This is a genomic window from Ancylobacter radicis, from assembly GCF_018449475.1.
Lineage (GTDB): Bacteria > Pseudomonadota > Alphaproteobacteria > Rhizobiales > Xanthobacteraceae > Ancylobacter > Ancylobacter radicis.
In genome coordinates, this window is sequence record NZ_JAHCQH010000015.1 from 188897 (window position 1) to 215844 (window position 26948).

Sequence of the window (26948 nt, forward strand, 5' to 3'; positions counted from 1 at the left end):
GAGCGAGATTGTCGGTCTACAGGAACGCAGGAATCGTGCCGTGCGCGCGGCAACCGGCGATGATGCGCCGCCCCTATGCGCGCCGCGCCGCGATGATACGCCGCCCGCGCCCGTGGCCGAAGCGGGAAATGCGCCGGCCCGCCACCGGCGCCGGCAGCCGCCTCAGAAAGCGTCAGCAATGTGCCGCTTATTGAGGCGGGCGCCATGTCAGGGCGCCGGCTGGGCCGCCACCGGCGGCTCGCCCGACGGCGGCTCGGTGCCCGCCGTGGCGGTCTTCTTGCGCTTGCCGCGCTCCTCGAAACGCTGCAGCACGGCGTAGAAGGACGGCACGAACAGCACGGCGAGGCAGGTCGAGGCGAGCATGCCGGAGAACACGGCGATGCCGATGGACTTGCGCGAATTGGCGCCCGCGCCCGTCGCCAGCACCAGCGGCAGCACGCCGAGGATGAAGGCGAAGGAGGTCATCAGGATCGGCCGGAAACGCAGCCGTGCCGCCTCCACCGCCGCGTCCATGATCTCCATGCCCTCCGCCCGTTTCTCGCGGGCGAATTCGACGATCAGGATCGCGTTCTTGGCCGAGAGGGCGATCAGCAGGATGAGGCCGATCTGGGTGTACAGATTATTGGCGACGCCAAGCCCGGTGAGCGCGCCGACCGTGCCGAGCAGCGCCAGCGGCACGGCGAGCAGCACCGAGAGCGGCAGGATCCAGCTTTCATACTGGCCGGCGAGCACGAAGTAGACGAGCAGGATGGCGAGGCCGAAGACGTAATAGACCTCGTTGCCGACCACTTCCTCCTGATAGGACATCGCGCTCCACTCATAGCCCATGCCCGGCGGCAGCGTGGTGCTGGCCGCCTGCCCCATCACGTCGAGCGCCTGGCCGGAGCTGAAGCCGGTGGCGGCGGCGCCGACAATGGTGGCGGCCGGGTAGAGATTATAGAGCGTGATCAGCGGCGGGCCGAAGGCCGGCTCGACCTTGGCCAGCGTGCCGAGCGGCACCATCTCGCCGGAGGGGGTGCGGATCTTGAGGTTCAGGATCTCTTCCGGGGTGCGGCGGAAATCGGCTTCCGCCTGGATATAGGCCTGGAAGGTCTGGCCGAACTGGTTGAACTGGGTGACATAGGTCGAGCCGACATAGCCCTGCACGGTGGAGAACACCTGCCCGACGGTGACGCCGAGCGTCTCGGCCTTCACGCGGTCGATCTGCAGGAAAAGCTGGGGCACGTTGGCGCGGAACGAGGTGCTGAGCCGCTGCAGCGAGGATTGCGACGAGCCGTTCTGCACGATCGCCTGCGTCAGGCTCTGCAGCTCCATGAAGTCGAAGCTGCCATTCTTCGATTCCACCATCATGGTGAAGCCGCTGGCATTGCCGATGCCCTGGATGGGCGGCGGCACCAGCACGAAGGTCGCCGCCTCGTCGATCTGCTGCAGCTCGCGGCTCAGCGTCTCATAGATGTAGAGCAGCCCCTCGCCGGCCTTGTCGCGCACGTCCCAGTCCTTGAGCATCACATAGGCGACGCCGGCATTGGGCAGGGTGGCGTTGTTGTCCAGCACCGAGACGCCGGAGATGGCGATGACGTTCTCGACGCCCGGCGTCTTGCCGGCGATGTCGGAGATCTTCTTCATCACTGCATCGGTGCGCTGGAGCGAGGCGGCATCGGGAAGCTGCGCGCCGATCAGCACATAACCCTGGTCCTCGGTCGGCAGGAAGCCGGTCGGCACGCGGGTGAGGCCCCATATGGCGACGCCGATCAGCACGAGGGCGACGGCGGTGGTGACATAGCTCACCTTGACCATCCGGCGGATCAGGCCGGCATACCAATGCTCGCACTTGTCATAGACCGCGTTGAAGCCGCGATAGAAGGCGTTGCGCTTTTCCGGCGGCACCGGCGCGCGCAGCCAGAGCGCGCACTGGGTCGGCTTCAGCGTCATCGCGTTGATCGCCGAGATGAAGGCGGTGGCGGCAATGACGAGGGCGAATTGCTGGTAGAGCTGGCCGGTGAGGCCCGGCATGAAGGCGGCCGGGATGAACACCGACATCAGCACCAGCGTGATGCCGATGATCGGGCCGAACAGCTCGTCCATCGCCTTCTCGGCGGCGAGCCGTCCCGGCAGCCCCTTCTCGATATGCCGCGCCACGCCTTCGACGATGACGATGGCGTCGTCCACCACGATGCCAATGGCCAGCACGATGGCGAACAGGGTCGACAGGTTCACCGTGAAGCCCATCGCCGCCATGGCGGCGAAGGTGCCGATGATGGTGACCGGCACGGTGGTCGCCGGCACCAGCGTCGCGCGCCAGTCCTGCAGGAAGATCAGGATGACGATGAGCACGAGGATGCCCGCCTCGAACAGGGTCTTGTAGACCTCGCTCACCGAGGCGTTGACGAACACCGTGGTGTCGAACGGCACCTGATAGGCGAGATCGGGCGGGAAGGTCTTGGACAGCTCCGCCATCTTGGCGCGCACTTCCGTCGCCACCTGCAGCGAATTCGCCTCGGGCAGCTGATAGATGCCGAGCGCCGCCGCCGGCTGTCCGTTGAAGGTGAAGGTCTGGCTGTAGGTCTGGGCGCCCAGCTCGACGCGGGCGACATCGCGCAGGCGGGTGATGCGCCCGCCATCGGCATTGCTGACCTTGACGATGATGTTCTCGTAATCGGCGGCGTCATTGAGCCGGCCGGCGATGTTCATCGTGTACTGGAAGTTCTGGCCCCTGGGCACCGGCGGCATGCCGACGACGCCGGAGGCGACCTCCTGGCTCTGCTGCTGGACGGCGTCGATCACGTCCTGCGGGGTCAGGCCGCGCGCCTGCAGCTGGTTCGGATCGAGCCACATGCGCATGGCGTACTGGCCGGCGCCGAACACGCTGACATTGCCGACGCCATTGAGGCGGGCGATCTCGTCCTGCAGGTTGATGATGCCGAAATTGGCCAGGAACAGGCTGTCAAAACTGTTCTTCGGCGAATAGAGCGTGACGAATTGCAGGATCGCCGTCGATTTCTTCTGCGTGGTCACGCCCTGCAGCTGCACCGCCTGCGGCAGCGAGGACATGGCGATGGCGACGCGGTTCTGCACCAGCACCTGCGCGAAATCCGGGTCCGTGCCGATGGCGAAGGTCACGGTCAGCGTATAGGTGCCGTCCGAGGCGCTGGTCGACTGCATGTAGAGCATGCCTTCGACGCCGTTGACCTGTTGCTCGATCGGCAGCGCCACCGTGTCGATCAGGGTGCGCGCGCTGGCGCCGGGATAGAGCGTCGTCACCTGCACTGTCGGCGGCACGACATTGGGATATTGCGCCACCGGCAGTGTCAGCAGCGCCACGCCGCCGATCAGCACGAAGACCAGCGCCAGCACATTGGCGAGGACCGGCCGTTCGATGAAGAAGCGAGAGATCATGGCGCGGGCTTTCGGTTCGAGCGGAACGGAGCGACGGGACCGGGGAACGCGTCAGGGCGCGGGCTTGGCGGGCGTAGCAGCGGCCGGCGCCGACGCGCCCGCCGTGGGCGCGGGCGCCATTTGCGGGTTGACCTTGGCGCCGGGAACGGCGCGCTGGATGCCGCCGACCACCACCCGGTCATCCGGCGCCAGCCCGGATTCGATCACCCGGTACTGGCCCTGCTGCTGGCCGACCGTGACCACCTTCTGCTCGACCACATTGTCCTTGTTGACCACGAGGACATAGCTGCCCTGCTGCGCCGTGCCGACCGCCGTATCATCGACCAGCAGCGCATCCGGCACCTTCCGGGCGGGCACACGGACCCGCACGAACAGGCCCGGCAGAAGGCTGAGATCCTTGTTCTCGAACAGGCCGCGCACCAGCAGCGTGCCGGTGGAGGGGTCGATCTGCGGCGAGACATAATCCAGCCGACCCTTATGCGGGTAGGTATCGCCCTCGTTCTGCAGGCCGATGTCGACCTCGACCTCCTTCACCTGCTCGATGGTGCGCCCCTGCGCGGCCAGCGCCTCCTTGATGCGCAGGACCTGATTCTCGCCGATGTTGAAGTAGGCGTAGATCGGGTCCATCTGCACGATGGTGGCCAGCGTGGTCGGCTCGCCATGGCCGACCAGCTGCCCGACATCGGCAAGGTGGCGGGTGACGATGCCGTCGAACGGCGCCAGCACCGTGGTGTAGCCCAGATTGATCTGGGCGATCTCGATATTGGCCTTGGCCGCATCGACCGAGGCCTGCGCCTGGTCCATCGCCGCGCGGGCCTTGTCGACCACCGCCTGCGAGGCGAAATCCTGCTGGCCGAGCGTCGACTGGCGGCTGAATTCCGCCTTGGCATTGATGAGCTGCGCATTGGCCGAGGCAAGCTGCGCATTGGCCTGATCGAGATCGGCCTTGTAGGTGTCCTGCTGGATGAGGAACAGCCGGTCGCCCTTCTTCACCACCTTGCCGTCCTGATAGTCGATCGACATCAGGAAGCCCTCGACGCGGGCGACCAGATCGACGCTGTTGATGGCGGCGGTGTTGCCGGTGAATTCGAGGTAGTTGGTCACCTCCTGCTTCAGCGGCTGGACGACCGTGACCGCGGCCGGCGGCGGGGGAACATATTTGTTCTCCTCGGAGCACGCGGCCAGCAGCCCCGCCAGGGCCGAGAGGCCGATGATGCCGGCCAGCCTGCCCGCTGGCACCGACAGACGCGTAGCCGAGATCATACTGTTCCCCTCGCCACCCAGATTGGACGGCACAAATATACCGGCCGGGTTAGGCTTGTCTACTCATCCGTCTATTCCAGCACAGTTAAGTATAGTTGCAATAACATTCACGTCACACACCGGCAGCCGCGGCGACCACAGCGTCAGGCGGGGAACCGCTACGCCGGCGGCATGGTTCTCGCCCGGTCAAGCTCGGTGGCTTTACCGCCGCGCATCTAGCCGCGCGCTGCGCGCCGCCGGAACCCGAAGGGCTCAGACTCGACCGGCCGCGCGGTAAACCGCTGGCCAACTTCACGCGCTGGGCAGGTTGCCCGGCCGGCCGGCGCCACCACCCCGGCGGCCGGAGCGGCACGCCCGTGCCGGCCGGCCGAGCCGGGCGGCACGGGCCTTTGCCGTGTGTTTTTGGACACATCCATCAATGGCCCGATCGCGCGCGCGGCGAGCCGGCCCGGCACAGGGGGCGGCAGATGGGTCGCCACATAGGTCGGCGCGCACTCTAGGCGACGGCGCAGCCGGCATGTACTGGTAAGCGCCGGCCGTTCGCGCGGATCATTCGGGGTGGAACACCGCCGCGCTGCCGCCGAACCGTCGCCGAACTGTCGCAACGCATGGGAGCCCGCATGACGTCCCCCGCCTCCGCCCTCGCCCCCGCGACCCTTCTGCTTGTCCTCGCTGCCCTGCCCGCCCTCGCCGCCGATCCGGCGCTGAAGCTGCATCAGGGCGACATCTTCACCGACCCGGTCGGCTCGGTGATGCAGGTGTCGATCACCAATGGCACCGCCGCCACCATCGGCTCGGCCGTGGTCACCTGCGCCTTCACCGCCAAGGGCAAGGCGGCGGGCTCGGCGAGCACGACCATTTTCAACATCGTGGCCGGCGCCAAGGGCGAGGACCAGGTGCATCTGATGGGCGCGAGCGCCGACGCCGCCAGTTGCACCATCACCGCGACCACGCCGGCAACCAACTGAACCGAGCCTGCACGGCGACGGGCAAGGGCAGCGCGTGGCCGGCGAGCCGCGCGCGTCCTTGTCCCCCCGCTTTGGCTTTGGCTTAGTCTTGGCCTCGGCCCCGGCGGGTCGCGCACCCGGCGCAAGGCCTTGGCCTTAGCCCCGGCGCGCTGCGGCGCGACGGATTGGGACGCCCGACAGGGCGCGGAACGGCGTCCGGCACGCCCGCCCATGTCGCCGTCATAGTGAGCCACGCCCCTGCGGCGCGGTTAAGTTGCGGACAAGGCCGGCCCCGTTCACGCTTTCCACGCACCCCCGCTTGCCAGAGCGGCACTCTTCGCTATATTCCGCGCCTTCCTGAGCGGGCGGCGGCAACGCACCCACAAGGACGGCCGGGCGACACGCCCGCCGACGGAGGGGTGGCCGAGTGGTTGAAGGCGCACGCCTGGAAAGTGTGTATACGGGAAACCGTATCGCGGGTTCGAATCCCGCTCCCTCCGCCAACTAGTCGTCCCTGCTCAGCCATTTTGCCCGACCACCCCGCAAACCGCGCGTTTCTGCGGGTTTCCCGCGGGCTGGATTTTCTCTCTGGTACGGAATGGGTAGATTTCGGCGCGGATTTCGGCCCTTCTCTCAGTGGCATATTTTTCAGTACGGAATGGCCGTAGCATCGCGCTGGTTCAGCGCGGAAGGCCGACCCGATGCAGGTCGCGCTGCGCGGACCAGAGCGCGGGGATGGAGTCGGTGCCACGTAGAGCATCGAAATCGAGAGCGACCGGAGCGGTGCCGGCCATCAGTTGCGTGATGATGGTTGGGTCCAGAAAGGCAAGCCGCAGCACGCGGGTGACCCAGGATTCGGTGACTTGATGCATGGCGGCCAGATCGGTGACCCGAAGTCGCGGGTTGCTCAGCATCTGCTGCCACCATTGCTTGGCGGTGGCGATGGTGGTGAGGAGCTTGTCGTCGACTTGAGGCGATGCATTTTCCCCGCTGGGCAGAACCATCCGCAGGGCAGACCCCGAACGCTTCAGGGCAACCGGGATGGTGATGCTCGGAGGAGGCGCGTCCCTCGTCGGAGCGTCGATCTGCAGTTTTGCCGCGAGGCCCTTCTGGTCCAGCACTATGGTGACGCTGTCCGGGGTGAGGTCGATCTTGCTGATGGCCGTGCCGATCAGTCCAGAAATGGCGGATTGATCTGCGCCGCGCAGATCGCGAGCAGCGGCGCGGCAGGCGGAGACTATCTTCTGCGTCTTGTCGGGAGACAGAGCTTGGATCGATAGCTTCTCCATCAGCGCCATTGGGTCATCGAGCATCGTGGCGAGGCGGGACGTAACCAATCGCTCAATCTCGATGGCCGGGATGCGAAGGCCAGCTTGGGCTTCCTTGTTTGTCTCACCGTGCTGCAGGTCCCGGCTGACATAGTAGCGATAGCGTTGCGCTCCCTTGCTGGCATGCGAGGCGACCAGCGGCTGGCCGCGGTCGTCGAACAGTTTTCCCGCAAGAATGCTGCGATGATTGGCTAAGCGGATGTGCCGCGTGCCGGTGCGGTTCTCGGCCAGCTGCGCTTGGACGGCCTCCCACACCTGCTGATCGATGATCGCCGGATGGAGACCTTTGTGGAGTGCCTCCTTGTGCCGGATACGGCCGATATAGATCGGGTTGGCCAGCAGCGCGTAGAGCTCGCCGCGGCCGAATGGCGAACCGCCGCGCGACCTGCCAGATTGCGAGACACGTTCGGGTTTGATGATGCGCTGGTCTTTCAACTCGTCACACAGTGCCTTCACCGTGCCCAGTTCGAGGGTGCGCTGGAAAATGTGCCGGACGAGATCGGCATGCTCCGCGACGATGGCGAGCGTCCGACCGTTCGGCGCGTAGCCTAATGGCGGTGTTCCGCCCATCCACATGCCGCGCGCCTTGGACGCCGCCACCTTGTCCCGGATACGCTCGGCGGTGACCTCGCGCTCGAATTGGGCAAACGACAGCAGCATGTTCAGCGTCAGCCGGCCCATGCTGGTGGTGGTATTGAAGGACTGGGTGATCGACACGAATGAGGTGCCAGCCTTGTCCAGCGCCTCGACCAGCTTGGAGAAGTCGAGCAGCGAGCGGGTGAGGCGATCGACCTTATAGACCACGACGATGTCGATGCGTCCGGCCGCAATGTCAGACAGAAGACGCTGGAGTGCGGGGCGCTCCAGCGTTCCACCCGAGATGCCACCATCATCATAGCGCTGGCTGAGCAGCGTCCAGCCTTCGCTGGCTTGGCTCGCCACATAGGCCGAGCAGGCCAGATACTGGGCATCCAACGAGTTGAAGTCCTGCTCCAAGCCCTCCTCGCTCGACTTCCGGGTATAGATGGCGCACCGCACCGACTTCATGATGGCACCGTCTTACGCAGACCGAAGAAGGCCGGTCCCGACCAGTGCTGGCCGGTAATGGCACAGGCGACCGCGCTCAGCGATTTCCACTCCCGGCCGTTCCAGTGGACCGCTCCATGGTCATCAATGGTGACGACATGGGTGATGCCGTGCCACTCGCGCACCAGCCGCATCCCGGCACTGATAGGCCGGCTACGGCTTTTGCCATTGGCGAGCTGCGCCAGTTTGCGCCGCGCGGGACCGGGCAGGTCGCCGAAGGCCTTGGCCTGCAGCTGATAGCCCAGCGCCAGCCGCAGCATCTTCGGACTGACGCTAGGTGCGGGACCTCCCATCTCCTGCTCCCAGCGCTGGCGGAGCTGAGAACCATCAAGATCCGCCAGCGCGGTCACATGCTGCTCGACATTCATCGTCAAGTCGCCGGTGCATCGGGTAGTGTCTCATTTTGAAATTATACGGTTGGCCAGATAGCGGCGATCATGGCGCACGCGGCCTCAATGTTGGCCACCCTCCGGGTTATGTTCGATGGGCCACGCACTACAGCACCGCGAGACACATCTATCACCATTGATGCCGGTGAATATGGGGTGCCTAGGTGCGTAAGATTGGCCGCCGCGTGCATGTGGGCAATCGTCGCCAAATGCCCATTCGCCTCTGAACGACGGTTTTCCGCGCCATCGCCCGCCGCTCCTATCGTGCAGCGGATAAAAACCTCTCCGACGCGGGTTTCGCCATTCCGCGCGGAAACCTTCGCAACGGCATCTGGCCAGACGGTGACATCAACTCCCGATATCGAGAGCGGGTTGCTCGGATTTGGACCCGGCTCGTAAACCGCGTTGCCAATGTCGAGAGAATTAACCGCCCGTTGAAAAGTTTGGATCACGTCTATTGAACGAATCGCATCATCCCGGACCAAAGGGGAGCTTGACGGGTCATCTCGCCGCTGTTCGAGCGCGACAACGGCGCTCGCCACGAGGCGGTTCATGCTTGCTGGCGATTGCAGGCACGCGGAAATGCACCGACGAGCATGCTGGTATTGAATGATAAGAGGCCTGCTCTGGCCAGGATTCTTAGCTTGCCGCAGAATCCCCATCTGGCCTACAGGGGTCGGCGCAACGAGATAGTCGGCAAGTTGAGAAGCCGACAATTTCGGCGTAGCGCGTACAGGAGAAAGAGCCATGGACGAGTTCCTTTTTGTCGGAACGACTCAACTTGGAACACCAGTATACATGTCTGAGTTGTCGTCGCAGACGCTGAAAGACAACGGCTTAGAGGGTGATCGCTCCGGCCTCTATCTTTATGAGGCCAGCGAAAATCCGGGTTCTGTTGGTATCCGCGTGCTCGCTTCCGTCCCAAATTCCGATGCGGCTTACCGCATTCTGGATATGCTTAGCGTTAAGTAGCACGCCTAAATGGGCGTCTTCTTGTAGGGCCCACGCTTTCCAGCCTTCGGTGCAGCCGCCTCGACCAGCGCGGCCACGTCTTCCATCGACCAAAGGCGGTCGGTAACGCCAGCGGCCATTGCGGGCGTCATGCGCAGCGTCTTGTGCATCTTCACGAAGTTGTACCAGACGGTATAGAGCGCGACCATGTGAACGTGGTTCTCGAACTTCTTCGAGAACGCGTTCGTTAGGCGGGTGAAGCGGCGCATGTGCATCCGCATCGTGAGGTTCTGACGCTCGACATAGGACGTGCTGACGTGCGCCTTGTCGGGGTTGCCTTCAACCCGATCCTTGCGGGCGCCGATGCATTCCGCCGGGCTGTAGCGGCCCTTGAAGCTCTCAGCAGCGGCGCCGTACAGCTTCACCAGCATCGCGTAATCAATATCGCCGCCGAACGCACCCTCGACCGCCTCAAGATATGCGCGGTGCCCGTCCGTGGTGAGCTGCACGCGGTTCGCGAGGCGCGAGCGCAGATCGCCCATGAACGCCATCGCATATTCGCTGTCGCGGCCACCGACCAGCCACGACACGATGAGCTTGCTATCGGCATCCAGCGCCGTCCACGTCCACGTGTCGCCAGCTTCTTCCGGCGCGGCCTTGGCGGCAGCGACATTCTTCGCCTTCGCGTAGGTGAAGGACCAGATTTCATCGCACTGGATGCGCTTGGAGGTGACTCCGCGCACCGTGTCGTCATGGAACGTCGCGCAAGCCCTGCCTGCGTCAACCAGCAGCTTCGAAACCGTGTTGATGCTCACGTCGGCCACGCGAGAGATCGACCGCATGGACGATCCCTCGCAGAGCATGGAGAGGATTTGGACGCGCTTGGCGAGGGGCAGCTTGTTCATGCCAAACATGATATGAACTTTCATGCTTAGCGTCAAGCACTATGCAAGCAGAAACCGCAAGGCGTGCTTGCATAGTGCTTGAAAATCTGGATATTGCAAGCACAACCCCCGAAAGGAGCCTGCATGGACGACGAACCTATCGGCCGCGCCCGTGGCGGTCACGCCCGAGCGGAAAAGCTCACACCCGAGCGCCGCAGCGAAATTGCACGGCAAGCAGCAGCAGCCAGGCATGAAGGTCGGAGTGTCGAAAAGGCGACCCACGGGTCATCCGACCATCCGCTGAAAATCGGAGAAATCGAAATCCCCTGCTATGTTCTGGAGGATGGCAGGCGGGTTCTTTCCCTTGGTGGGATGGTTCGCGCTCTTGGAATGTCGATTGGCGGAGCCGGTCGGAGGCAGGGTGATCGTCTCTACCAATTTGCCACTCAAAAAAGCCTGATTGCCTATCTTCCCAAGGACTTGCTGAGCAGGATGGATAACCCCATCCGGTTTCAGGCCCCGACGGGCGGAACACCTGCCACTGGGTATGAGGCAACTATACTTCCGGATCTTTGCGAAGCTGTTTTGGCCGCGAGAGAGGATGACGCACTGCGTGCTGACCAGCTTCACATCGCCAAACAATGCGAAATTCTCGTTCGCGGGTTAGCCCGTGTCGGAATTATCGCGCTGGTCGATGAAGCTACCGGATATCAGCGTGATCGAGCACACGATGCACTGTCCCGCATCCTGGAGGCCTTCATCGCTAAAGAATTGCAGCCCTACGTTCCGACGTTTCCGAATGAATACTACGAGCAAATATTCCGTCTCAGGGGATTAGATTACCCAACCGGCTCTGTGAAGCGCCCTCAATATTTTGGGATGCTCACTAATGATATAATATATAAGCGTCTTGCGCCTGGAGTTCTTGATGAACTAAAGAAAGTTACACCACGAAGCGACACTGGTCGCCACAAGGACAAATTATTTCAGCGCCTAACGTCAAATAAGGGATATCCGAAACTTCGAGAGTTGCTTGGATCGGTTGTTACGATCATGTCCTTTAGCCGGGATTGGAAAGATTTTATGCAAAAACTTGATCAGCGCCATGCTCGATACGGTGATCAGATGCTTCTGCCACTCGAATACCAGCCAGAAAAGGACCACGGCACGGACCTTTAGGTTTTTCCCCACCGTTTCGCCGCCGCCGCCTTGGCGATCTCGGCCCTACGCTCCGGAGTCATGGACGCGGCCCGTGCCGCCCCGCCTTTTTTGCCGAGCGCCTTCGCGGCCGGGTCCTTCCCGTCATCGACGGGCGCGGCCTCGTCTACCTCGCCCGTAGCAATGCGCATGACGTGGACGGCGTTGCCGATCACGTCAGCGGGGCGCTTCTCGCCTTTGGGTCCGCGCGGCATGTCAGAAATCACCCGTGGTCACTCGAACGGAGTCGGTCGACCCGTCATACTTCTCTACAGCCTTCTGGAGGCAGGCGGACTCGCCCATATCTTGAAGGGCCTCATGGGAAACTCGGACGCCGACCGGGCGGCTCGTGAGCGAATCCTTAGCGCGCCACCGCGCATCGGAAAGGTCATCATCAATTCGATCGCCAATGTCTAACGGCATGCGAGCCTCCCATGCTTCCCGCTAAGCATATAGGAGCGGGGCCAGGCTGGCGACAGGCACGTCAACGGTGCGAGATTTCAAACTGAGACACTACCGTGCATCGATGCGGTAGCGGCGCTCGCCATTTGAGCCGACAGCGGAAACCAGGTTCAGCCCACGCTTCTTAAGCACCTCCGCGGAGAGGAAGCCACGCACCGAGTGCGCCTGCCAGCCAGTTGCCTCCATCAATCTAGCGATGCTGGCGCCCTGCTCCGTCTGGAGCAGCGAGAGGACGATATCTGCCTTGGTGCATCGGCTCGATGGCGCGGACTGTTCAGGAGCCTGGCTCACCGATGCTTCGACCGGATCCGGCGACCCGGTTGCTACGGCCTCGATCATAGACGGATCGCCTAAAGCGGGCTCGGTGTACTTCTCATGTCGACGGCGGGTCCGGCTGGGCTTGGTGCCCAGTGCCGCGGAGCGAAAACGCACTCGATCCGGACGGCGGATGGCAGCGTTGGTCATTCCAGTTCTCCTCAGAACACGCCGCGGTCGATCCGGCGGCTGTACTGAGGCGAGCCCGCGCTTGGCGGGCCGGGAGTTCGGCGGCAGGCGGCCGGTCACGATCCAGCGCCGGCGCCCCTGCAAGCTGTCGCTCTGTGTGCCGGCGAAGTCGAGTGGATAGTGAGTAGTTAGGCGCTATGCCATGTCCCATCATGAGCCAAAGCGACCTTCCCGACACGCCGGTGCGAAAGTCCGCTTTGCGTCGCCTTCTCGGTGATTGATCTGGCAACGGCCGCGGCCCGAAAGCAGACATCAGCGAGGTGGGGCAGGTCGGCACCTTTGCGCCAGTTGCGGACGGTCGGTTGAATGCCGAGGGCAGCAACTTATCCTGCGGTCATGGCCGGCCGCGGCGCGAGGCGGAGCGTGCCGCCGTGCCTCACGCAGTCACCTTCAGCACGATCTTCCCGAACCCGCCGCCGGCTTCCATGGTGCGGTGCGCCTCGGCGGCCCGTGCGAGCGGAAAGACCTTACCGACCAGCGGTTTCAGCCGGCCGTCCGCGAACATTGGCAGCGCGCCTTCGGCGAAGCGCCGCACCATGGCGCGCTTCTCGTCCGCCCTCCGCGATTTCATCACCGTGCCGATGAGGCGCAGGTGATTGTGCAGCAGGACCGAGAGCGGAATGTTGGTAGTGTCCTGCCCGCCGAGCAGACCGACCTGGACGAGGCGCCCGCCAGGGGCGAGGCTGCGCAAATTGCGCGCGAGATAATCACCGCCGACGAAATCGACGATCACGTCCACGCCGCGCCCACCGGTGGCATCGCGCACGCCCTGCTCGAAGTCCTCGGATCGATAATCGAACACCGCCTCGGCACCCAGCGCCAGCACCTCGGCGCGCCGCTCGGCATTGGCGGTCGCGAAAGCCCGGGCACCAAGCGCGTGGGCGATCTCGACGGCGGCGGAACCCACCCCGCCCGCAGCCGCGTGGATGAGCACGGCCGTCCCCTTGGTTGTCCCGCCCAGATGCACGGCGGCTTCCCAGGCGGTGACGAAGGATTCCATCACCGCCGCCGCCCCGACATAATCGAGATGCTCGGGAATAGGCACCGCCATGCTGCGGTCGACACGGGCAAACTCGGCATAGGCGCCGCCGCCGACGATTCCCATCACCCGCTCGCCCGGCCGGATGTCGGTGACGTCGGTGCCGACCGCAATCACCTCGCCGGCCACTTCCAGCCCGAGCAGGTCGCTCTCGCCATAGGTCTGCCGGCCATAATAGCCCTGCCGCTGCAGAAGATCGGCGCGGTTGACGCCGGCCGCGCGGACCTTGACCAGAAGGTCGCCGGGGCGGACCTCGGGCATAGGCACTTCGGTGAGGCGGAGGGCGTCCGCCTCACCGAAATCGTCGAACACGATAGCTTTCATTTTGCCGCGGCCTTGGCGATCGCGCGGCGGGCGATGCTGGCGGCGAAGAGCGGCGTCTCGCGGCGGTTGTGATCGCCACCGGCTTCCTGCCGGGCCATGGCTGCCTGCTCGAAGGTCTGGCCGTGCTCGGCGAGGAAGTCCATGAACACGTCAGTCGGGTGCGAGGTGACGCGGTTCGTATAACGGGTGCGCCCGCCCTCGAGCGACTCGGCGATCAGCTCCCAGATCACGTTGACCTGCGTGCGTCCCACTGGCGTGAACACGTCGGAGATCGAATTCATACGGCAATAGCTCGCCGTGGCTTCCTCGGCGACATAGTGCTGGATCACCAGCCCGGTGCCGATCATCTCGACATTGATCACCATACGACGACCATCATCGGTCATGGTGACGCCGGAACCGATATGATCCGGCGGGCAGCAGCGGAGATATTCCGCTTCCGGCAGTGTGAACAGCCAGTCCGCGATATCGATCTTTTCAAGGGGAACGTCGATGTCCGCGGTATAGGCGGATTGCGATAGGATCTTTTCAGTGAGGACTTTCATGTTTTTGCCTTATCGATATACGTTTGTATTAGATAACCGTACCCACCCTCACAGAGGCCGAACGCCAATACGGTGAAGATTGATGCGGAACCGGTTATGCGCGACGTCTCGGCCGGACGTATTTCGATATCTCCACGATCGCTGATCTTGCTTGCGAGATGGAACGACTGCCCACTGTGCCGTGAGTATTGCGTGCCGGCGACGGGGTTTCGCCGCTGTGTGAACGCCGCGAATATGCGAGTGTCCGGGACCGGCGATAAGCCGGAGCCTGCTGCAAACGGCTTTGCCTGGATCGCAAAGATGAGACCCCATTTCGCCGAATTCCTCGCCACCTTTGTCGATGTCGTACGGGCGGGGAGCTTCTCCGGCGCCGCTCGCCGGCGCGCGGTGACGCCTTCGGCGATCGTCCGCCAGATCGATGCACTGGAGGCGGATCTAGGCGTCGCCCTGCTCGTCCGTTCGACGCGGGCACTCACGCTCACCGATGCCGGCCAGCGGCTGCATGAGCGGGCCCTGCGGCATCTCGATGAACTCGCCGATACCCATGCGGAGGTCGCCGCCTTCGACGGTTCCGTTTCGGGCACGCTGCGGATCGCCTGCTTCCCGACCTTCGGCAAACGCTACGTCCTGCCGGTCGTCGCAGCCCTGCAGTCCGAGCATCCCGCCCTGCATGTCGAGCTCGACCTGACGGAGCGGCTCGCCGATCCGGTAGCCGAGCGGCTTGATGCCGTCATCCGCATGGGCGCGCTTGCCGACAGTACGCTGATCGCGACAAGACTGGCGCCGCTCACGCGGCTGCTGGTCGCGAGCCCGGTCTATCTGGCGCGGGCGGGCACGCCTGACAGCGCGGCGGATCTGTCATCGCATCGGCTGCTCGACAAGCTCCATGGCGCCGATCTCCTTGGCTGGCGCGATGTGCTCGGCTGTCCGGCGGGCCATGTCGGGAAGGGAACAGTGACCCTCCGCTCGGATGATTTCGAGGCCCTGCGGGCGGCGGCCGAAGCGGGTCTGGGGATCGCGTTTCTGGCGAGCTGGGTTGTTGGACCGGACGTGAGGGCCGGCAAGCTGGTGCGCTTGCGGCTCGGTGACGAGCCGTGGAACGACGAGTTGTCAGGCATCTACCTCCTTCGCGCCCTGCCGCAGCCGAGCGCGAAGGTGCGCGCCTTCACCGAGGCATTGCGGACGTCTATCGGAAGTCCGCCGCGTTGGGAGCCGTGATTGATGGGGAGCTGATCGGCGAAGAGCGCTATTAGCTAATGTAAGCTCTTTGCCTGGAAGCAGACATTCCCTCAGGCCAGGGACGATTGGGAACCGAGTTTATGACAGACGAGCGCATGGTCGAGCGCCTTACCCTCGTTGAACTCGCGATCCGCCGCCAGGAGATCAAGAAGAGCCGATTCATCGCAATCGCCGGCCCCGTCGCGGACGAGGCGGCGGCGAAGGACTTCATCGCGACACGGTCGGATCCGGCCGCCAACCACAATTGCTGGGCATGGCGCGTGGGGCAGAACTACCGCTTCAACGACGATGGCGAGCCCACTGGAACCGCGGGCAAGCCGATTCTGGCCACCGTCGACGGGCAAGGCCTCGATCGCGTCGCCGTCGTCGTCACGCGCTGGTTCGGCGGCATCCTTCTGGGCAGCGGCGGCCTGATCCGTGCCTATGGCGGAACGGCGGCCCTCTGCCTGCGAGAAGCCAAGAAGGCGGCGCTCATCGAGACCGTCTCCGGAACCGTCACGTGCGGGTTCAGTGATCTGGCGCTGGCCCAGGCGAGGTTGACCGCCGTCCCGGGCGTGCAAATGAGCGTTCACGCTTTCACGGACAGCGGCGCGATTCTGTCGGTGTCAGCGCCGAAACCGGAAGTCGGTGGGGTGGACCGGCTGCTGACGGATCTGACCAACGGACGTTCGGTAATCCGATGGACTGAATAGCTATGGCTTCACGACCTTGCCCAAGGGCTGCGCGAGTGATGCAGCAGAAGGGGCCTGGACGGCTCATGGCACGGCACTGCCTTCGATCTCTGGTCATGATGCCCCTACGAGCATCGGTGCTGGTACTGGCGGCTCGTTGGCAGCTTGGGACGATGAGCACAGCGCCATCGGCCTGCCGGAGCGCCAGGAGCCGTCGCTGGAAGCTCGTCCCATTCCAGACGTTCGTCGTTGCCACCAACACAACCGTTCACTGGCTGCTCGTCGAGTTTGCCTCTGCGCAACTTTACGTGCCGGCGCTGTCGCCGCGCGCTCATTTTACCGGCCACCACCATAAGCCACGCCGGCATTGTGCCGCGCGATGCTCAATGAAAATCCCGTGATTTCGGCAGGACGCGGACCTGGCGCGGGTGGCCTTGCGTAGAGCGGCGGCCCGCCAGCAGGTGGCCCTCACGGGAGGCGGACGTCGCCCGCTCGTCGATGCCGGGATCGACCTGCGGACGGGGGAGAGGGTAGGCGCCCTTCTGGCGGGGACCGTCGAACAGGCGGGCGAGTTCACTGGTGCGGTCGATCACCCGCTCGGCCATCACATGGAGGACGCCTTCCTTGCTCTTCTGCACCCTGCCTTCCACTACGACGAGGCGCGCGCCCATCACCTGCGCGCGGAAACGCTCGAACAGCCGGGCCCAGATCAGCACATTGACGATGCCGGTCTCGTCTTCCAGCGTCATGAAGATGGCGTTGCCCTTTCCCGGCCGCTGGCGCACCAGCACGATGCCGGCGGTGCGGATGAAGCTGCCATCGCGCCGTGCCGCCGCTTCGCTGCTGCTGGCGATGCCCTCCGCTTGGAAAATGGAACGGAGCATGCCCATGGGGTGGCCCTTCAGCGAGAGCCTTGTGGTCTGGTAGTCCACCGCGATCTGCTCGGGCAGCGGCATGAGGGGGAGAAGCGCATCCGGCTCGGCGCCGAGTTCGCGCGCCTGCGCCGCCGCGAACAAAGGCAGCGGCGCATCATCGGGCAGGCGCCGGACGATCCACGCCGCCGCGCGCCGGTCGAGCCCCAGCGAGCCGAACGCATCGGCATCGGCCAATTTGCGCAATGCCCCGGCGGGCAGGCGTGTGCGCATGGAGAGCGTTTCGATATCGCGATAGCCGGCCCCCCGCGCGGCGGCGAGCTGTTCCGCCCATCTTTCGCTGAAGCCGTCGATCTGCCGCAGGCCGAAGCGCAGCGCCAGCGCGCCATCGGGACGGCTCTCCAGCGTGTTGTCCCAGAAGCTGTGATTGATGTCGGCGGGGCGGATTTCCACGCCATGCTCGCGCGCATCGCGCACGATCTGCGCCGGGGCGTAGAAGCCCATGGGCTGGGAGTTCAGCAGCGCCGCCGCGAACACGGCCGGGTAGCGGCATTTGATGAAGGCGGAGATGTAGACCAGCTTGGCAAAGGAGGCGGCGTGGCTTTCCGGGAAGCCATATTCGCCGAACCCCTTGATCTGCTCGAAGCAGCGCGCCGCGAAGGCCGGGTCATAGCCGCGCGCGCTCATGCGCTCGATCAGCAGGGTCTGGAACTGCCCGATCGTGCCCATATTGCGGAAGGTCGCCATGGCCCGGCGCAGCTTGTTGGCTTCGACTTCGGTAAATTCGGCGGCGACCATGGCGAGCTTCATCGCCTGTTCCTGGAACAGCGGCACGCCTTTGGTGCGCGCGAGTACCTCCCGGAGTTCATCGGGATCATGCGGCGGCTTGGGCGAGGGGTAGGTCACTTTCTCGCTCCCCTCGCGCCGGCGCAGATAGGGATGCACCATGTTGCCCTGGATCGGCCCCGGCCGGACGATGGCGACCTGGATGACGAGGTCGTACAGGCAGCTCGGCCTCATGCGCGGCAGCATGTTGATCTGGGCCCGGCTTTCCACCTGGAACACCCCGATGGAATCCCCCCTGCACAGCATGTCGTAGACATCGCTCTGCTCTCTCGGCACGTCGGCCAGCGCGTAATCGACGCCTTCATGCTCGTGCATCAGGTCGAACGCCTTGCGGATGCAGGTGAGCATGCCCAGCGCCAGCACATCGACCTTCATCAAGGCGAGCGTGTCGATGTCGTCCTTGTTCCACTCGATGAAGGTGCGGTCCTCCATCGCCGCCTTGCCGATCGGCACCATCTCATCAAGCCGGCCTTGGGTCAGCACGAAGCCGCCGACATGCTGCGAGAGGTGGCGCGGAAAGCCGAGCAGCCGGCCGGCGAGTTCCACCGCGCGGCGGATCGTCGGGTTGTCGGCATCGAGCCCGGCCTGGCCGATCTGACCTTTCGCCACCATGTCGCCCCAGCTCCCCCAGACCAGGCTGGAGAGCCGCGCGGTGACATCCTCGGTGAGGCCAAGCGCCCTGCCGACATCGCGGATGGCACTGCGCGGGCGATAGGAGATGACGGTCGCGGCGATGCCCGCCCGCATGCGGCCATAGCGCTCATAGATGTACTGGATCACTTCCTCGCGCCGCTCATGCTCGAAATCGACGTCGATGTCGGGCGGCTCGCGGCGCTCGCGGGAGATGAAGCGGGCGAACAGCAGGTCGCTCTCGGCCGGGTCCACCGCGGTGATGCCGAGCACGTAGCAGACGGCGGAATTGGCCGCCGAGCCGCGCCCCTGGCAGAGGATGCCCTCCTTCTCGGCGAAGCTGACGATATCGCGGATGGTGAGGAAATAGGGCGCGTATTTCAGCTCGGCGATCAGCGCCAGCTCCTCCCGGAGCTGCTTTTCCACCTTGGGCGGCACACCGTCGGGATAGCGGATGGCGGCCCGCTGCCACGTCATATGCTCCAGCCAGGCTTCCGCCGTGTAGCCGGGGGGAACGGGCTCCTTCGGGTATTCATATTTCAGTTCACTGAGCGAGAAATCGAGCCGGGCGAGGAAGTGGCGCGTCTCCTCCACCGCCTCCGGCGCGTCGCGGAACAGGCGGACCATTTCGGCGGGCGGCTTGAGATGGCGCTCGGCATTGGCCTCCAGCTTCCGGCCGACGACCTCGATCGTCGTGCCCTCGCGGATGCAGGTGAGCACATCCTGCAAATCGCGCTGGGAGGGGTGGTGATAGAGCACATCGTTCATCGCCAGCAGCGGCACCTTGGCGTCCGCAGCCAGCGCCTTCAGCCCCGCCAGCCGGCGGCGATCATCGCCACGCCGCGGCATGTCGGCGCCGAGCCAGAGCCAGCCGGGCGCGGCCTCCGCCAGCGGGACGAGATACCGCGCCAGTTCCTCCAGCCGGCGGGGAGGCATGAGGATAAGCGAGAGGCCCCCCGCGTCAGTCAGCAGGTCGTCGAGGGTGAGGAGGCAGCTTCCCTTCTCGGCGCGCATATTGCCGGCGGTGAGGAGCTGGCACAGCCGGCCCCAGCCGGCACGGTCCTGCGCATAGGCGATGACATCCGGCGTACCGTCCGCGAAGACGAGCCGCGCGCCCACCGCGAGCTGGAAGGGGAAGATGGCCTCCGGCGCGCCGATCTCCTCGCGCCACACCTCCGCCGCCTCCTTCAACGCGGCATAAGCCCGCACCACGCCCGACACGGTGTTGCGGTCGGCGATGCCGATGCCGGCATGGCCAAGCTGGAGTGCCTGCGCCACCAGATCGCTGGCGTGGGATGCCCCGCGAAGGAAGGAGAAGTTCGTCGTGACCGCCAGCTCGGCATAGAAAACCGCGTTCATGGGAACAGCCCATGGACGAACCAGCGCGGCGGGCCGGGTTCGCGGTCGTACAGCCCGACGCGGAATAGCCAGAAGCGGCGTCCCTGACTATTTTCCACCCGGTAATAATCCCGTGTCGGCGCGTCGTGCTCCCGCCGCCACCACTCGGCCGCGATGCGCTCCGGCCCCTCGGCGTGCACCACCTCGTGCAGCACGCGGCGCCAGCGGAAGCGCAAGGGCGGGCCATCCGGCACCTCGGCTAGCGCCTCGATCGGTTGCGGCGGGTCGAACATCATCAGGGGACGGGCCAGCCCGTCCTCCGGCATCGGGCACGCGGGCGGCGGTGGATCGGCCGCCGGCACCAGGCTGGCGGCGCGGGCAGGATCATGGGTGTCGCGCATCATGAAGCGCAGCACCCGGTCCCGGCCGAGCCGCGCCGCCAGCCGGTCGACCAGCGCGCTCACCTCTTCCTCCTCGATGGCCCGACCGTCGAGGCTCACCTGCGCCGGCGCCAGCGCCTCCGCGCGTAGCACGGCGAGGCGCACCAGATCGAAGCCGAAGCCGGGATCGAGCGGGTCGGCGAGCGCGTCGAGCTTTTCGTGAAACAGCCAGCCAAGCGATGCGGGATCGCGCGAGGACCGGGCGGTCTCCACCGCGATGCGCCGCACCGCCCCGTCGGCGCGGAAGAAGGAGGCCTCGAAGGCCCGCCCGCCCTCGCCCCGCGCCTCCAGCATCAGCGCGAGATCGTCGATCAGCAGGCCCAGCGCGCCCCCGACATCCTCGGCCCGGGCGATCGGTTCGGCAAAGCGCCGCTCGGCGATGCAGGCCGGCAGCGGGCGGCGCGGCACGATACGCACATCCTCATGGCCCAGCGTGCGCCGCAGCCGCGTCAGCAATTCCTCGCCGAAGCGCGCGGCGAGCGGCGTGCCGGGACGCGACGCCAGATCGCCAATGGTCTTCAGCCCGGCGCGGGACAGCCCGGTCACCGTCTCTCCGGGCAAGTCCAGCGCGAAAATGGGGAGCGGCGCGACGCAGTCCGCCTCGCGCCCGACCGGCACCACGCCGCCCTTGCCGCACCGCGCGAGGGCGCGCGCCGCCTCCGGTGTGCCGGCCACCACGGCGTGGAGCGTCAGCCCGTGACGCTGGAGATGCTCCATGACATGCCGGCGCATCGTTGCCTCGCCGCCGAACAGATGCGTGCAGCCGGTGATGTCGAGCACCAGCCCATCCACACCGTCCAGCGCCACCAGCGGGGTCCAGCGGTCGCAATCATCGGCGATCCGCTCGAGAAAGCCGGCATCGGCGCGTGGGTCATGGTCGGCGACCGCGAGGGCGGGAATGCGCGCGCGGGCATCCGCCAGCGTCAGGCCGGGCGCCAGACCCACGGCCCGCGCCTGCGCGGAGATGGCGGACAGGCGCAGCGCGCCTTTCACCCGCTCGACGAAGACCAGCGGCACCGATTCATCCGGCGCGCTGGAAGGGCCGGACATCCCCGGTCGCCTCGCCCTGTGCCACCGTGCCCTGTCGAGCCGGTTTGCCGGCAGGAACGGGAACCACAGCGCGAGATAGCGGGGCGATGTCGCGGAAGGAACAGCTCTCATGGTCCCACTCCAGATTCCAGGCATGGCCGTTGAGGCCGCCGCGATGGCGCAGCAGCGTGACGGCAAAGGCGGGGGCGCCCGGCGCGTCCGCCGCCAGCGGGGTGGAGAGGATCGGGCGCACCAGCCAGCGGGTGACGGCAACACTGGCCGAGGGTTTCTCGGCCATGCGCAGCAGGAAGAAGGTGACGCCGGAAACGCCCGCCCGAAGCGCCAGCCGCCGCGTGGCGGTGAGGTCCAGCGCCTTCGGCTCGCCCCAGGGCTCCAGCAGCACCGCCCCGAGCCCGGCGCAGCGCACCGCGTCGCCGGCCGCGCGCAGCGCCTGTTCCGGGTCCCGCGCCCGCACCAGGATAAGCCGCGACGGGTCGAGGCCCAGGCCTCTCAGCCCATGCGCGTCGAGGCGGCCCGCCTCTGAATCGATAAAGTCCTGCCGCACCCAGACGATGGGGCGCATCGGGAGCTTCCTCTGAGGCCGCTCCTCGCCCGGCCTCTGCGCCGCCCGCAGCGCCAGCGCCAGGGAGAAGCCGGAGGCGGCCGGCATGTCGGCGCCCTCCGCCGCATAGATCTCATGCAGCGCCCCGCGTGCGAGCGTCTCGGCCGGCACGCCGTCAGGCCCCGCAGCGCCCAGGCTGAAGGCCGATGAAGCGCCGGGCAGACGCTCTGCCTCCAGCCCGGCGAGCATCTGCCTCAGCGCGGAAACGTCATGTGTCGCGCGCATATTTGTTCCTGTTTTGTTCGTTTAAAACGACTCAATCCGGAACGAGAGTCAAGCGCACGATCCGGTGGGAGGACGCCGGCGAACGAGCGCCATGATCAGAGGCACCGGCAGCCACTCGATCGCCCCGACAGTACGTCAATGCGAGGCAATATGGACGTCTCGTCGACCAATGCGTAAGCCTGATCGGCCTAAACCCGGCGGACTACGGCACCCACAGCTGTCGGCGGACCAAGGTCTCTATCCTCTACAAGTGGACTGGAAATCTGCGCGCCTGCCAACTCCTGCTCGGCCATACAAAGCTCGAAAGCACCGTCCGGCATCTCGGAATCGAAGTCGACGACGCATTGAGTGTATTTATCGGTACGCCGTTGCGAACGGCACCTTTGCGCCGCGATCTCGGCCATAGAGATCGGGTTGGCGATTTCCTGAAAGCAGACGTTGCCGTTTGCGGTTCGGGAGGTCCTGGTTGCGCCATAAGCTGAAGTTCGCGGCGGGCATCACGAATGACCGTTTTGGGGCGGAAGGGGATGGGCCGCCGTCAGCTGTTCAGCCAGGAAAACGGACAATAGGATGAAGCAAACGATTCTGCGAATTTAGGGCTTCAATGCTGTGGCTGCCAACACCGCTATTGAGGATAGAGTTATACAATTGGGGCATGGGCTCTCGCCAATCCCCGAGCGGCTCCTTCTTGCTCATGCGCGCGGGGAGGTGCTGTTCATTTGTGGTGCAGGCATTTCCCGGCCAGCAGGGCTTCCGGATTTTCGTCAACTTGTTCTCGACGTCTATGCCACACTCGATACTTCGACGCATGGCGCCTTAGCGGGATTGCCGCCGGGAGTTTGCAACCAGTGGCAGGCCAATTGTGCAGGCCTGACCGATCGGCAGACTGCCGAAGTGAAGCGGTTCATCGGTGGCGACTATGATGTTGTCCTCGGCATGCTTGAGCGCCGACTCGACGATCAAACACGTGGCGATAGCCAGGTTAGACGGACAGTCGCGGCGATCTTGCGTGCAGGTGCAACAAGCCCGACCGCGATCCACAAGGCGCTCATAGCCCTTGCCGATCGCGGCGGTGCCAATGCCATCGTGACAACAAACTTCGATCTCCTGCTTCAAGTCGCTGCAAAACGCCTTCGCTCGCCCGTTGAGACCTATTCCCTCGGTTCGATCCCAAGGCCATCGCGGCATTCGGAATTTTCGGGCGTGCTTCATATCCATGGCGCGCTCGACAAAAACCCGGCGAGAAATTCTGAACTTGTTCTGTCAGATCAGGATTTTGGTGAGTTCTACCTGCGTCGCCGCGTTGTTCCGGATTTCATCTACGATGCTGCACGCCTGTATCATCTGGTGCTCGTCGGCTACAGCGCCAACGATCCGCCGATGCGCTACCTGTTGAACGCGGTCGCGGCTGACGGCAAGCGTTTCGACGACTTGAAAGAGCGCTTCACTTTTTTCGGCACGAACTCGCCCGATGCAGTCGCACTTGCAGACTGGAACGGGCGCGGCATCACGCCGATCCACTACGACTCAACGAACGGTCACGACGCGCTAAGGGCAACCCTCGGACGATGGGCGGCCTTGTCCGCGATCAATGGAAAGAAAGCAATAGTCGATGCCGAAGTGCGAAGAATTGTAAAAAAACCGCGGTCTTCGGCCAATGAATTTGACCGCGATCTCTTCGACCATTTCTTCCGGAGAAGCAACGCAAGTGAACGTGTACGTCTGTCAGCGTTAGTTGCGGACGCGAAGGCCGAAATTGAGTGGCTTGATGCGATCGTAACGATTTGCGCTGAAGCCGAACGGGGACGGAAGCCATGATCCGGCCCTGGGCTTATTTTGATCCGCAAGACCGCGAGACGTTCCGAACGGTAATCGCCTTTCTGAACAAGCGCCTTGCTGAGCAAGGAACGATCGACTGGGCGCTGAAACTCAAACTTGGGCAGCGGATCGAACGCATCGCGATTGAAGATTTATTGACAGGCCCAGGCGCGCGCGACCTTGCAGAACCATGGGCCTCGGCATGGCGGTTGATCGAAGAAAGCTGGTCAGCGCCTCAACCGGAAGAACGCAACGGAATTGCGATTTACGGCATTCAGCGGCGGCTACGGGTAGGTGATAGGTCCGGTGCGGCGGTCGCCGCCATTGTTGAACTCGTCGCGCCTCGACTCAAGGTCGAGCCACTTAAAGGGTGGCGATGGAACTACATCAAGAAGCCACGCAAACCGAGAAACGTCGAGCACGTCCTGTCAGCCAACCTGACGAGCGGAGATCTGATTGATCTGAATGTACTCGAACTGGCAAACCTCAATGATCTCGCTTTTCTGACATCGCTGGCCAATGCGCTGGAGGCCGCTATCAATCACGGCCTCGATATTGCTCGCAGGCTCGGCTGGGATGGACAAAAGCGCCTATGGCAACTTGGCGACTTGAGACGCGCGTACTACGTGGCTGACGCTCCAAGAGCGCGCGAGGATGGCGACCCAGACGCCTACCATCATGGCATCGCGCCGTCAGTGAAGCTGCTGCATGCCGTCGTCGCTAGGATTTCGGAACTTGATCCTGCTGCTGCGCGGAGTTTTGCTTGGCGCTGGAGGTTAGATAGCTCGCCAGTGCATCTTCGCTTGTGGGCTGCGATATCTCGGAACGAACAGATTACGCCTACCGATGAGGTGTCAGCCTTCCTCACGGCGCTTGATCAGGACAGGTTTTGGGATGTGCACGGCTTCCCGGAAATCGCAGAGCTTCGCGCCATCCGCTTCCGCGACTTGAACGCAGGAGCGCAAGGCACGATCGTCGCTCGGATTCAGAAAGGCCCTCCGCGAGATCATTGGCCGAAGAATGTCGATGCCGCGCAGGTAAAGAATGCGCGGCTGTTTTGGTCCTTGCGGGAACTACGGCGCATCGAAGTCGGCGGAGGTGCCTTACCGAATTGGGCCAAGACTTGGCTTGATGCTCGGACGGCGCAATTCGCTGAACTCGTGCAGATGACGATCGATGAAGGTTTTTCCGGAGGGATTACCGTCACTCGTCGTGAAGCGAAACCGGATGCGAAATTCGACACGGTTTCAGGCGTCGAACGGCTGAAGGCGCTCGAAGCGGCCTTGGGAACCGGGCGTCGTGGCTGGGATGATGACCCGGCGGAACGCGCCAACGACTGGATCAATCAGCAGGAAAATCCCGACAAGGTGCTTGCTGACTTCGAGACCACGAAAAACGGTGGCGACGACTTCCCGAAGGTCTGGAACCGCTTTGGCTGGGCGCATAGGCCGCGCCAGCAGGATGGCGATGGGGCTCAAGATGTGAAGCTGGGCGGAGAGGCTGGGAGGGTTCTCGGCCTGCTGAACCAGCTATCCGGCACAACGTTTTCGACTGCGATCGAAGGAATTTGTGCCTGGCTAGATGCTTGGGAGAAGCACGCCGTCAAGCTACCGCTGGCCTTGCCGATCTGGCTTCGCCTCTGGCCAATCGCTGTTGAAGTTACTAACCGAAGACCCGAAAGTGTCGAAGAAGAGGACCTGAGCGTTACCGCGCGCGCTGATGATGACCGCGAGCCGATGGACCTCGACACGCTCAATACGCCCGCTGGCAAGCTCGTAGGCGTGTTTCTGGCTGCATGCCCAAGCCTGCCGCCCGGGGCGCAAGCCTTTCCCGCAGATTCGATGGAAAGGCGGATGCGCGACATCGTCATTGCAGTGGAAGGCCGCAGTGGGCTGATCGCCAGACACCGGATGATCGAGGAGTTACCCTACTTTCTGCGCGCTGATCGCAATTGGGCACAAGAACATCTCATCGCGCCATTGCGCAAGGATGATGGCGCCGCGTTAGCGCTCTGGCGAGCCGTAGCAAGGCGCACCCAGTTCACCGAAGTCTTGAAAATCATCGGCCCTGCGATGACCGAACGCGCCAATGATCACAGACTGGGCCGGGAAACGCGCCGTCGGCTTGTCTTCAGCCTCGTGATCGAATCCCTTCACGCTTTCCGCGAGGGCCGTCCGCCTGCAGTGCCTAACCAGCGCGTTCAGCAGATGTTGCGGACGCTGGATGATGAAGTGCGCGCATCAGCGGCGGATGCGATCCAGCAATTCGTTCGTGAACTCTCCGCGAAGACTGCAAACAACACGCCAGAGGATGGCGAAGGGCAAGAAGACCCAGAATCCGCGGCGGCTCTCTTCCGAAATGCCGCCGCGCCGTTCCTTCGCGAGGTTTGGCCGCAGGAGCGGTCGCTGGCGACGCCTGGGGTCAGCAGCGCGCTTGCTGACCTTCCGGCGACCTCAGGCGAGGCCTTCGCCGAAGCCGTGGACACGATTGCCCGCTTTCTCGTGCCGTTCGAGTGCTGGTCGATGGTCAACTATGGGCTTTATGGCGATGCAGGTGAATCAAAGAAGCTTACGGTCATCAATGACGAAACGAAGGCGCGGGCTCTGCTGAAGCTACTTGATCTCACAGTCGGCAAGTCAGAAGGTTCAGTTATTCCTCACGATCTTACCGATGCATTGGATCAAATTTTGTCAGTTGATCCTGCACTTTCTACAACCGCAATCTTCCGTCGCCTAGCGACTGCGGCCAGGCGCTAGAAAACACCGGACAGATAGGAAATTGATATCTGCTACCAGCAGTTCTGAATTGCGTGCCAAGGGCGGTTATGAGGCGCGAAGCAGCCGTCGCTGAAAGGGCATTCGAGGGGCAGTTATGCGTCACTTCAGGATGCCGCGTCGGTTGAC

Annotated in this window: 20 protein-coding genes, 1 tRNA gene and 1 pseudogene; 9 read left to right on the top strand and 13 right to left on the bottom strand. The window is 64.2% G+C overall.

The features are described 5' to 3' along the window. Positions 1 to 207: 207 nt before the first annotated feature. Positions 208 to 3396, bottom strand: a complete 3189-nt coding sequence (locus KIP89_RS07000; protein WP_213754694.1) for an efflux RND transporter permease subunit — start codon at positions 3394 to 3396, stop codon at positions 208 to 210. A gap of 51 nt (positions 3397 to 3447) precedes the next feature. Continuing rightward, positions 3448 to 4659, bottom strand: coding sequence for an efflux RND transporter periplasmic adaptor subunit (locus tag KIP89_RS07005; RefSeq protein ID WP_213754695.1), 1212 nt, complete (start codon positions 4657 to 4659; stop codon positions 3448 to 3450). 620 nt (positions 4660 to 5279) lie between these two features. On the opposite strand from KIP89_RS07005, the gene KIP89_RS07010 reads away from it, so the two are divergent. Next, positions 5280 to 5627, top strand: a complete 348-nt coding sequence (locus KIP89_RS07010; RefSeq protein WP_250152255.1) for a hypothetical protein — start codon at positions 5280 to 5282, stop codon at positions 5625 to 5627. A 392-nt stretch (positions 5628 to 6019) separates the two neighbouring features. Further along, a tRNA-Ser gene (locus KIP89_RS07015) sits at positions 6020 to 6109 on the top strand. 177 nt (positions 6110 to 6286) lie between these two features. Here KIP89_RS07015 and KIP89_RS07020 read toward each other — a convergent pair. Genes KIP89_RS07020 through KIP89_RS07030 form a run of 3 tightly spaced genes read right to left on the bottom strand, consistent with a single transcriptional unit; the run spans position 6287 to position 9158 of the window. Then, positions 6287 to 7981 carry a recombinase family protein gene (locus KIP89_RS07020; protein WP_213754697.1) on the bottom strand — a complete coding sequence of 565 codons (1695 nt, stop codon included), beginning with the start codon at positions 7979 to 7981 and terminating at the stop codon, positions 6287 to 6289. Then, positions 7978 to 8388, bottom strand: coding sequence for a DUF2924 domain-containing protein (locus KIP89_RS07025; protein ID WP_213754698.1), 411 nt, complete (start codon positions 8386 to 8388; stop codon positions 7978 to 7980). Before KIP89_RS07025 ends, KIP89_RS07020 begins: the two co-directional genes overlap by 4 nt. Before the next feature lie 41 nt (positions 8389 to 8429). Further along, positions 8430 to 9158 carry a hypothetical protein gene (locus KIP89_RS07030; protein ID WP_213754699.1) on the bottom strand — a complete coding sequence of 243 codons (729 nt, stop codon included), beginning with the start codon at positions 9156 to 9158 and terminating at the stop codon, positions 8430 to 8432. Between KIP89_RS07030 and KIP89_RS07035 the strand changes: the two genes are divergently transcribed. Then, entirely contained in the window at positions 9157 to 9381 is a 225-nt protein-coding gene (locus KIP89_RS07035) for a hypothetical protein (RefSeq protein ID WP_213754700.1), read from the top strand. The two genes, KIP89_RS07030 and KIP89_RS07035, sit on opposite strands and share 2 nt — an antisense overlap. A gap of 5 nt (positions 9382 to 9386) precedes the next feature. Here the strand turns inward: KIP89_RS07035 and KIP89_RS07040 are convergent, their stop codons facing one another. Beyond that, positions 9387 to 10265: a DDE-type integrase/transposase/recombinase gene (locus KIP89_RS07040; protein WP_213755413.1), complete on the bottom strand. Its 879-nt coding sequence runs from the start codon at positions 10263 to 10265 to the stop codon at positions 9387 to 9389. A gap of 123 nt (positions 10266 to 10388) precedes the next feature. Between KIP89_RS07040 and KIP89_RS07045 the strand changes: the two genes are divergently transcribed. Next, the gene (locus KIP89_RS07045; protein ID WP_213754701.1) at positions 10389 to 11423 is read left to right on the top strand and encodes a P63C domain-containing protein; all 1035 of its coding nucleotides are present in this window, start codon (positions 10389 to 10391) and stop codon (positions 11421 to 11423) included. Here the strand turns inward: KIP89_RS07045 and KIP89_RS07050 are convergent. The 4 genes from KIP89_RS07050 to KIP89_RS07065 form a co-directional block, all read right to left on the bottom strand. Beyond that, positions 11420 to 11656 carry an RNA-binding protein gene (locus KIP89_RS07050; RefSeq protein ID WP_213754702.1) on the bottom strand — a complete coding sequence of 79 codons (237 nt, stop codon included), beginning with the start codon at positions 11654 to 11656 and terminating at the stop codon, positions 11420 to 11422. The two genes, KIP89_RS07045 and KIP89_RS07050, sit on opposite strands and share 4 nt — an antisense overlap. A 298-nt stretch (positions 11657 to 11954) precedes the next feature. After that, positions 11955 to 12368: a DUF3489 domain-containing protein gene (locus tag KIP89_RS07055; protein WP_250152256.1), complete on the bottom strand. Its 414-nt coding sequence runs from the start codon at positions 12366 to 12368 to the stop codon at positions 11955 to 11957. Positions 12369 to 12783: 415 nt separating this feature from the next. Beyond that, complete coding sequence (locus KIP89_RS07060; RefSeq protein ID WP_369807067.1) at positions 12784 to 13758, bottom strand: NAD(P)H-quinone oxidoreductase; 975 nt, start codon at positions 13756 to 13758, stop codon at positions 12784 to 12786. 8 nt (positions 13759 to 13766) lie between these two features. After that, entirely contained in the window at positions 13767 to 14315 is a 549-nt protein-coding gene (locus tag KIP89_RS07065) for a hypothetical protein (protein ID WP_213754704.1), read from the bottom strand. Between the two features lie 300 nt (positions 14316 to 14615). Between KIP89_RS07065 and KIP89_RS07070 the strand changes: the two genes are divergently transcribed. Both KIP89_RS07070 and KIP89_RS07075 read left to right on the top strand, forming a co-directional pair. After that, positions 14616 to 15533 (top strand): LysR family transcriptional regulator, encoded by a 918-nt coding sequence (locus KIP89_RS07070; RefSeq protein WP_213754705.1) that lies wholly within the window; start codon positions 14616 to 14618, stop codon positions 15531 to 15533. A 101-nt stretch (positions 15534 to 15634) separates the two neighbouring features. Continuing rightward, positions 15635 to 16246, top strand: a complete 612-nt coding sequence (locus tag KIP89_RS07075; protein ID WP_213754706.1) for an IMPACT family protein — start codon at positions 15635 to 15637, stop codon at positions 16244 to 16246. Between the two features lie 362 nt (positions 16247 to 16608). On the opposite strand, the gene KIP89_RS07080 is transcribed toward KIP89_RS07075, so the two are convergent. From KIP89_RS07080 to KIP89_RS07090, 3 genes are read right to left on the bottom strand one after another with little or no spacing between them, the layout of a single operon-like run. Beyond that, on the bottom strand, positions 16609 to 19932 hold the full coding sequence (locus KIP89_RS07080) for an error-prone DNA polymerase (RefSeq protein ID WP_213754707.1): 3324 nt from the start codon (positions 19930 to 19932) through the stop codon (positions 16609 to 16611). Next, on the bottom strand, positions 19929 to 21401 hold the full coding sequence (locus KIP89_RS07085; RefSeq protein WP_250152257.1) for a Y-family DNA polymerase: 1473 nt from the start codon (positions 21399 to 21401) through the stop codon (positions 19929 to 19931). Before KIP89_RS07085 ends, KIP89_RS07080 begins: the two co-directional genes overlap by 4 nt. Beyond that, a complete protein-coding gene (locus KIP89_RS07090; RefSeq protein ID WP_213754708.1) occupies positions 21373 to 22227 on the bottom strand; it encodes an ImuA family protein in 855 nt (284 codons plus the stop codon). The genes KIP89_RS07085 and KIP89_RS07090 overlap by 29 nt, the downstream gene beginning before the upstream one ends. A 143-nt stretch (positions 22228 to 22370) precedes the next feature. On the opposite strand from KIP89_RS07090, the pseudogene KIP89_RS19745 reads away from it, so the two are divergent. The 3 genes and pseudogenes from KIP89_RS19745 to KIP89_RS07100 all read left to right on the top strand — a co-directional run. Next, positions 22371 to 22574: pseudogene (locus tag KIP89_RS19745) on the top strand (site-specific integrase); the annotation flags it as partial. A 262-nt stretch (positions 22575 to 22836) separates the two neighbouring features. After that, entirely contained in the window at positions 22837 to 24045 is a 1209-nt protein-coding gene (locus KIP89_RS07095; RefSeq protein ID WP_213754709.1) for an SIR2 family protein, read from the top strand. Further along, the gene (locus KIP89_RS07100; protein ID WP_213754710.1) at positions 24042 to 26801 is read left to right on the top strand and encodes an NACHT domain-containing protein; all 2760 of its coding nucleotides are present in this window, start codon (positions 24042 to 24044) and stop codon (positions 26799 to 26801) included. Before KIP89_RS07095 ends, KIP89_RS07100 begins: the two co-directional genes overlap by 4 nt. Positions 26802 to 26948 lie beyond the last annotated feature (147 nt).

Coding starts and splice junctions, on each gene's coding strand:
- KIP89_RS07000 (WP_213754694.1), bottom strand. CDS start 3,396: ATGATCTCTCGCTTCTTCATCGAACGGCCGGTCCTCGCCAATGTGCTG.
- KIP89_RS07005 (WP_213754695.1), bottom strand. CDS start 4,659: ATGATCTCGGCTACGCGTCTGTCGGTGCCAGCGGGCAGGCTGGCCGGC.
- KIP89_RS07010 (WP_250152255.1), top strand. CDS start 5,280: ATGACGTCCCCCGCCTCCGCCCTCGCCCCCGCGACCCTTCTGCTTGTC.
- KIP89_RS07020 (WP_213754697.1), bottom strand. CDS start 7,981: ATGAAGTCGGTGCGGTGCGCCATCTATACCCGGAAGTCGAGCGAGGAG.
- KIP89_RS07025 (WP_213754698.1), bottom strand. CDS start 8,388: ATGAATGTCGAGCAGCATGTGACCGCGCTGGCGGATCTTGATGGTTCT.
- KIP89_RS07035 (WP_213754700.1), top strand. CDS start 9,157: ATGGACGAGTTCCTTTTTGTCGGAACGACTCAACTTGGAACACCAGTA.
- KIP89_RS07030 (WP_213754699.1), bottom strand. CDS start 9,158: ATGGCTCTTTCTCCTGTACGCGCTACGCCGAAATTGTCGGCTTCTCAA.
- KIP89_RS07040 (WP_213755413.1), bottom strand. CDS start 10,265: ATGAACAAGCTGCCCCTCGCCAAGCGCGTCCAAATCCTCTCCATGCTC.
- KIP89_RS07045 (WP_213754701.1), top strand. CDS start 10,389: ATGGACGACGAACCTATCGGCCGCGCCCGTGGCGGTCACGCCCGAGCG.
- KIP89_RS07050 (WP_213754702.1), bottom strand. CDS start 11,656: ATGCCGCGCGGACCCAAAGGCGAGAAGCGCCCCGCTGACGTGATCGGC.
- KIP89_RS07055 (WP_250152256.1), bottom strand. CDS start 12,368: ATGACCAACGCTGCCATCCGCCGTCCGGATCGAGTGCGTTTTCGCTCC.
- KIP89_RS07065 (WP_213754704.1), bottom strand. CDS start 14,315: ATGAAAGTCCTCACTGAAAAGATCCTATCGCAATCCGCCTATACCGCG.
- KIP89_RS07070 (WP_213754705.1), top strand. CDS start 14,616: ATGAGACCCCATTTCGCCGAATTCCTCGCCACCTTTGTCGATGTCGTA.
- KIP89_RS07075 (WP_213754706.1), top strand. CDS start 15,635: ATGACAGACGAGCGCATGGTCGAGCGCCTTACCCTCGTTGAACTCGCG.
- KIP89_RS07080 (WP_213754707.1), bottom strand. CDS start 19,932: ATGAACGCGGTTTTCTATGCCGAGCTGGCGGTCACGACGAACTTCTCC.
- KIP89_RS07085 (WP_250152257.1), bottom strand. CDS start 21,401: ATGTCCGGCCCTTCCAGCGCGCCGGATGAATCGGTGCCGCTGGTCTTC.
- KIP89_RS07090 (WP_213754708.1), bottom strand. CDS start 22,227: ATGCGCGCGACACATGACGTTTCCGCGCTGAGGCAGATGCTCGCCGGG.
- KIP89_RS07100 (WP_213754710.1), top strand. CDS start 24,042: ATGATCCGGCCCTGGGCTTATTTTGATCCGCAAGACCGCGAGACGTTC.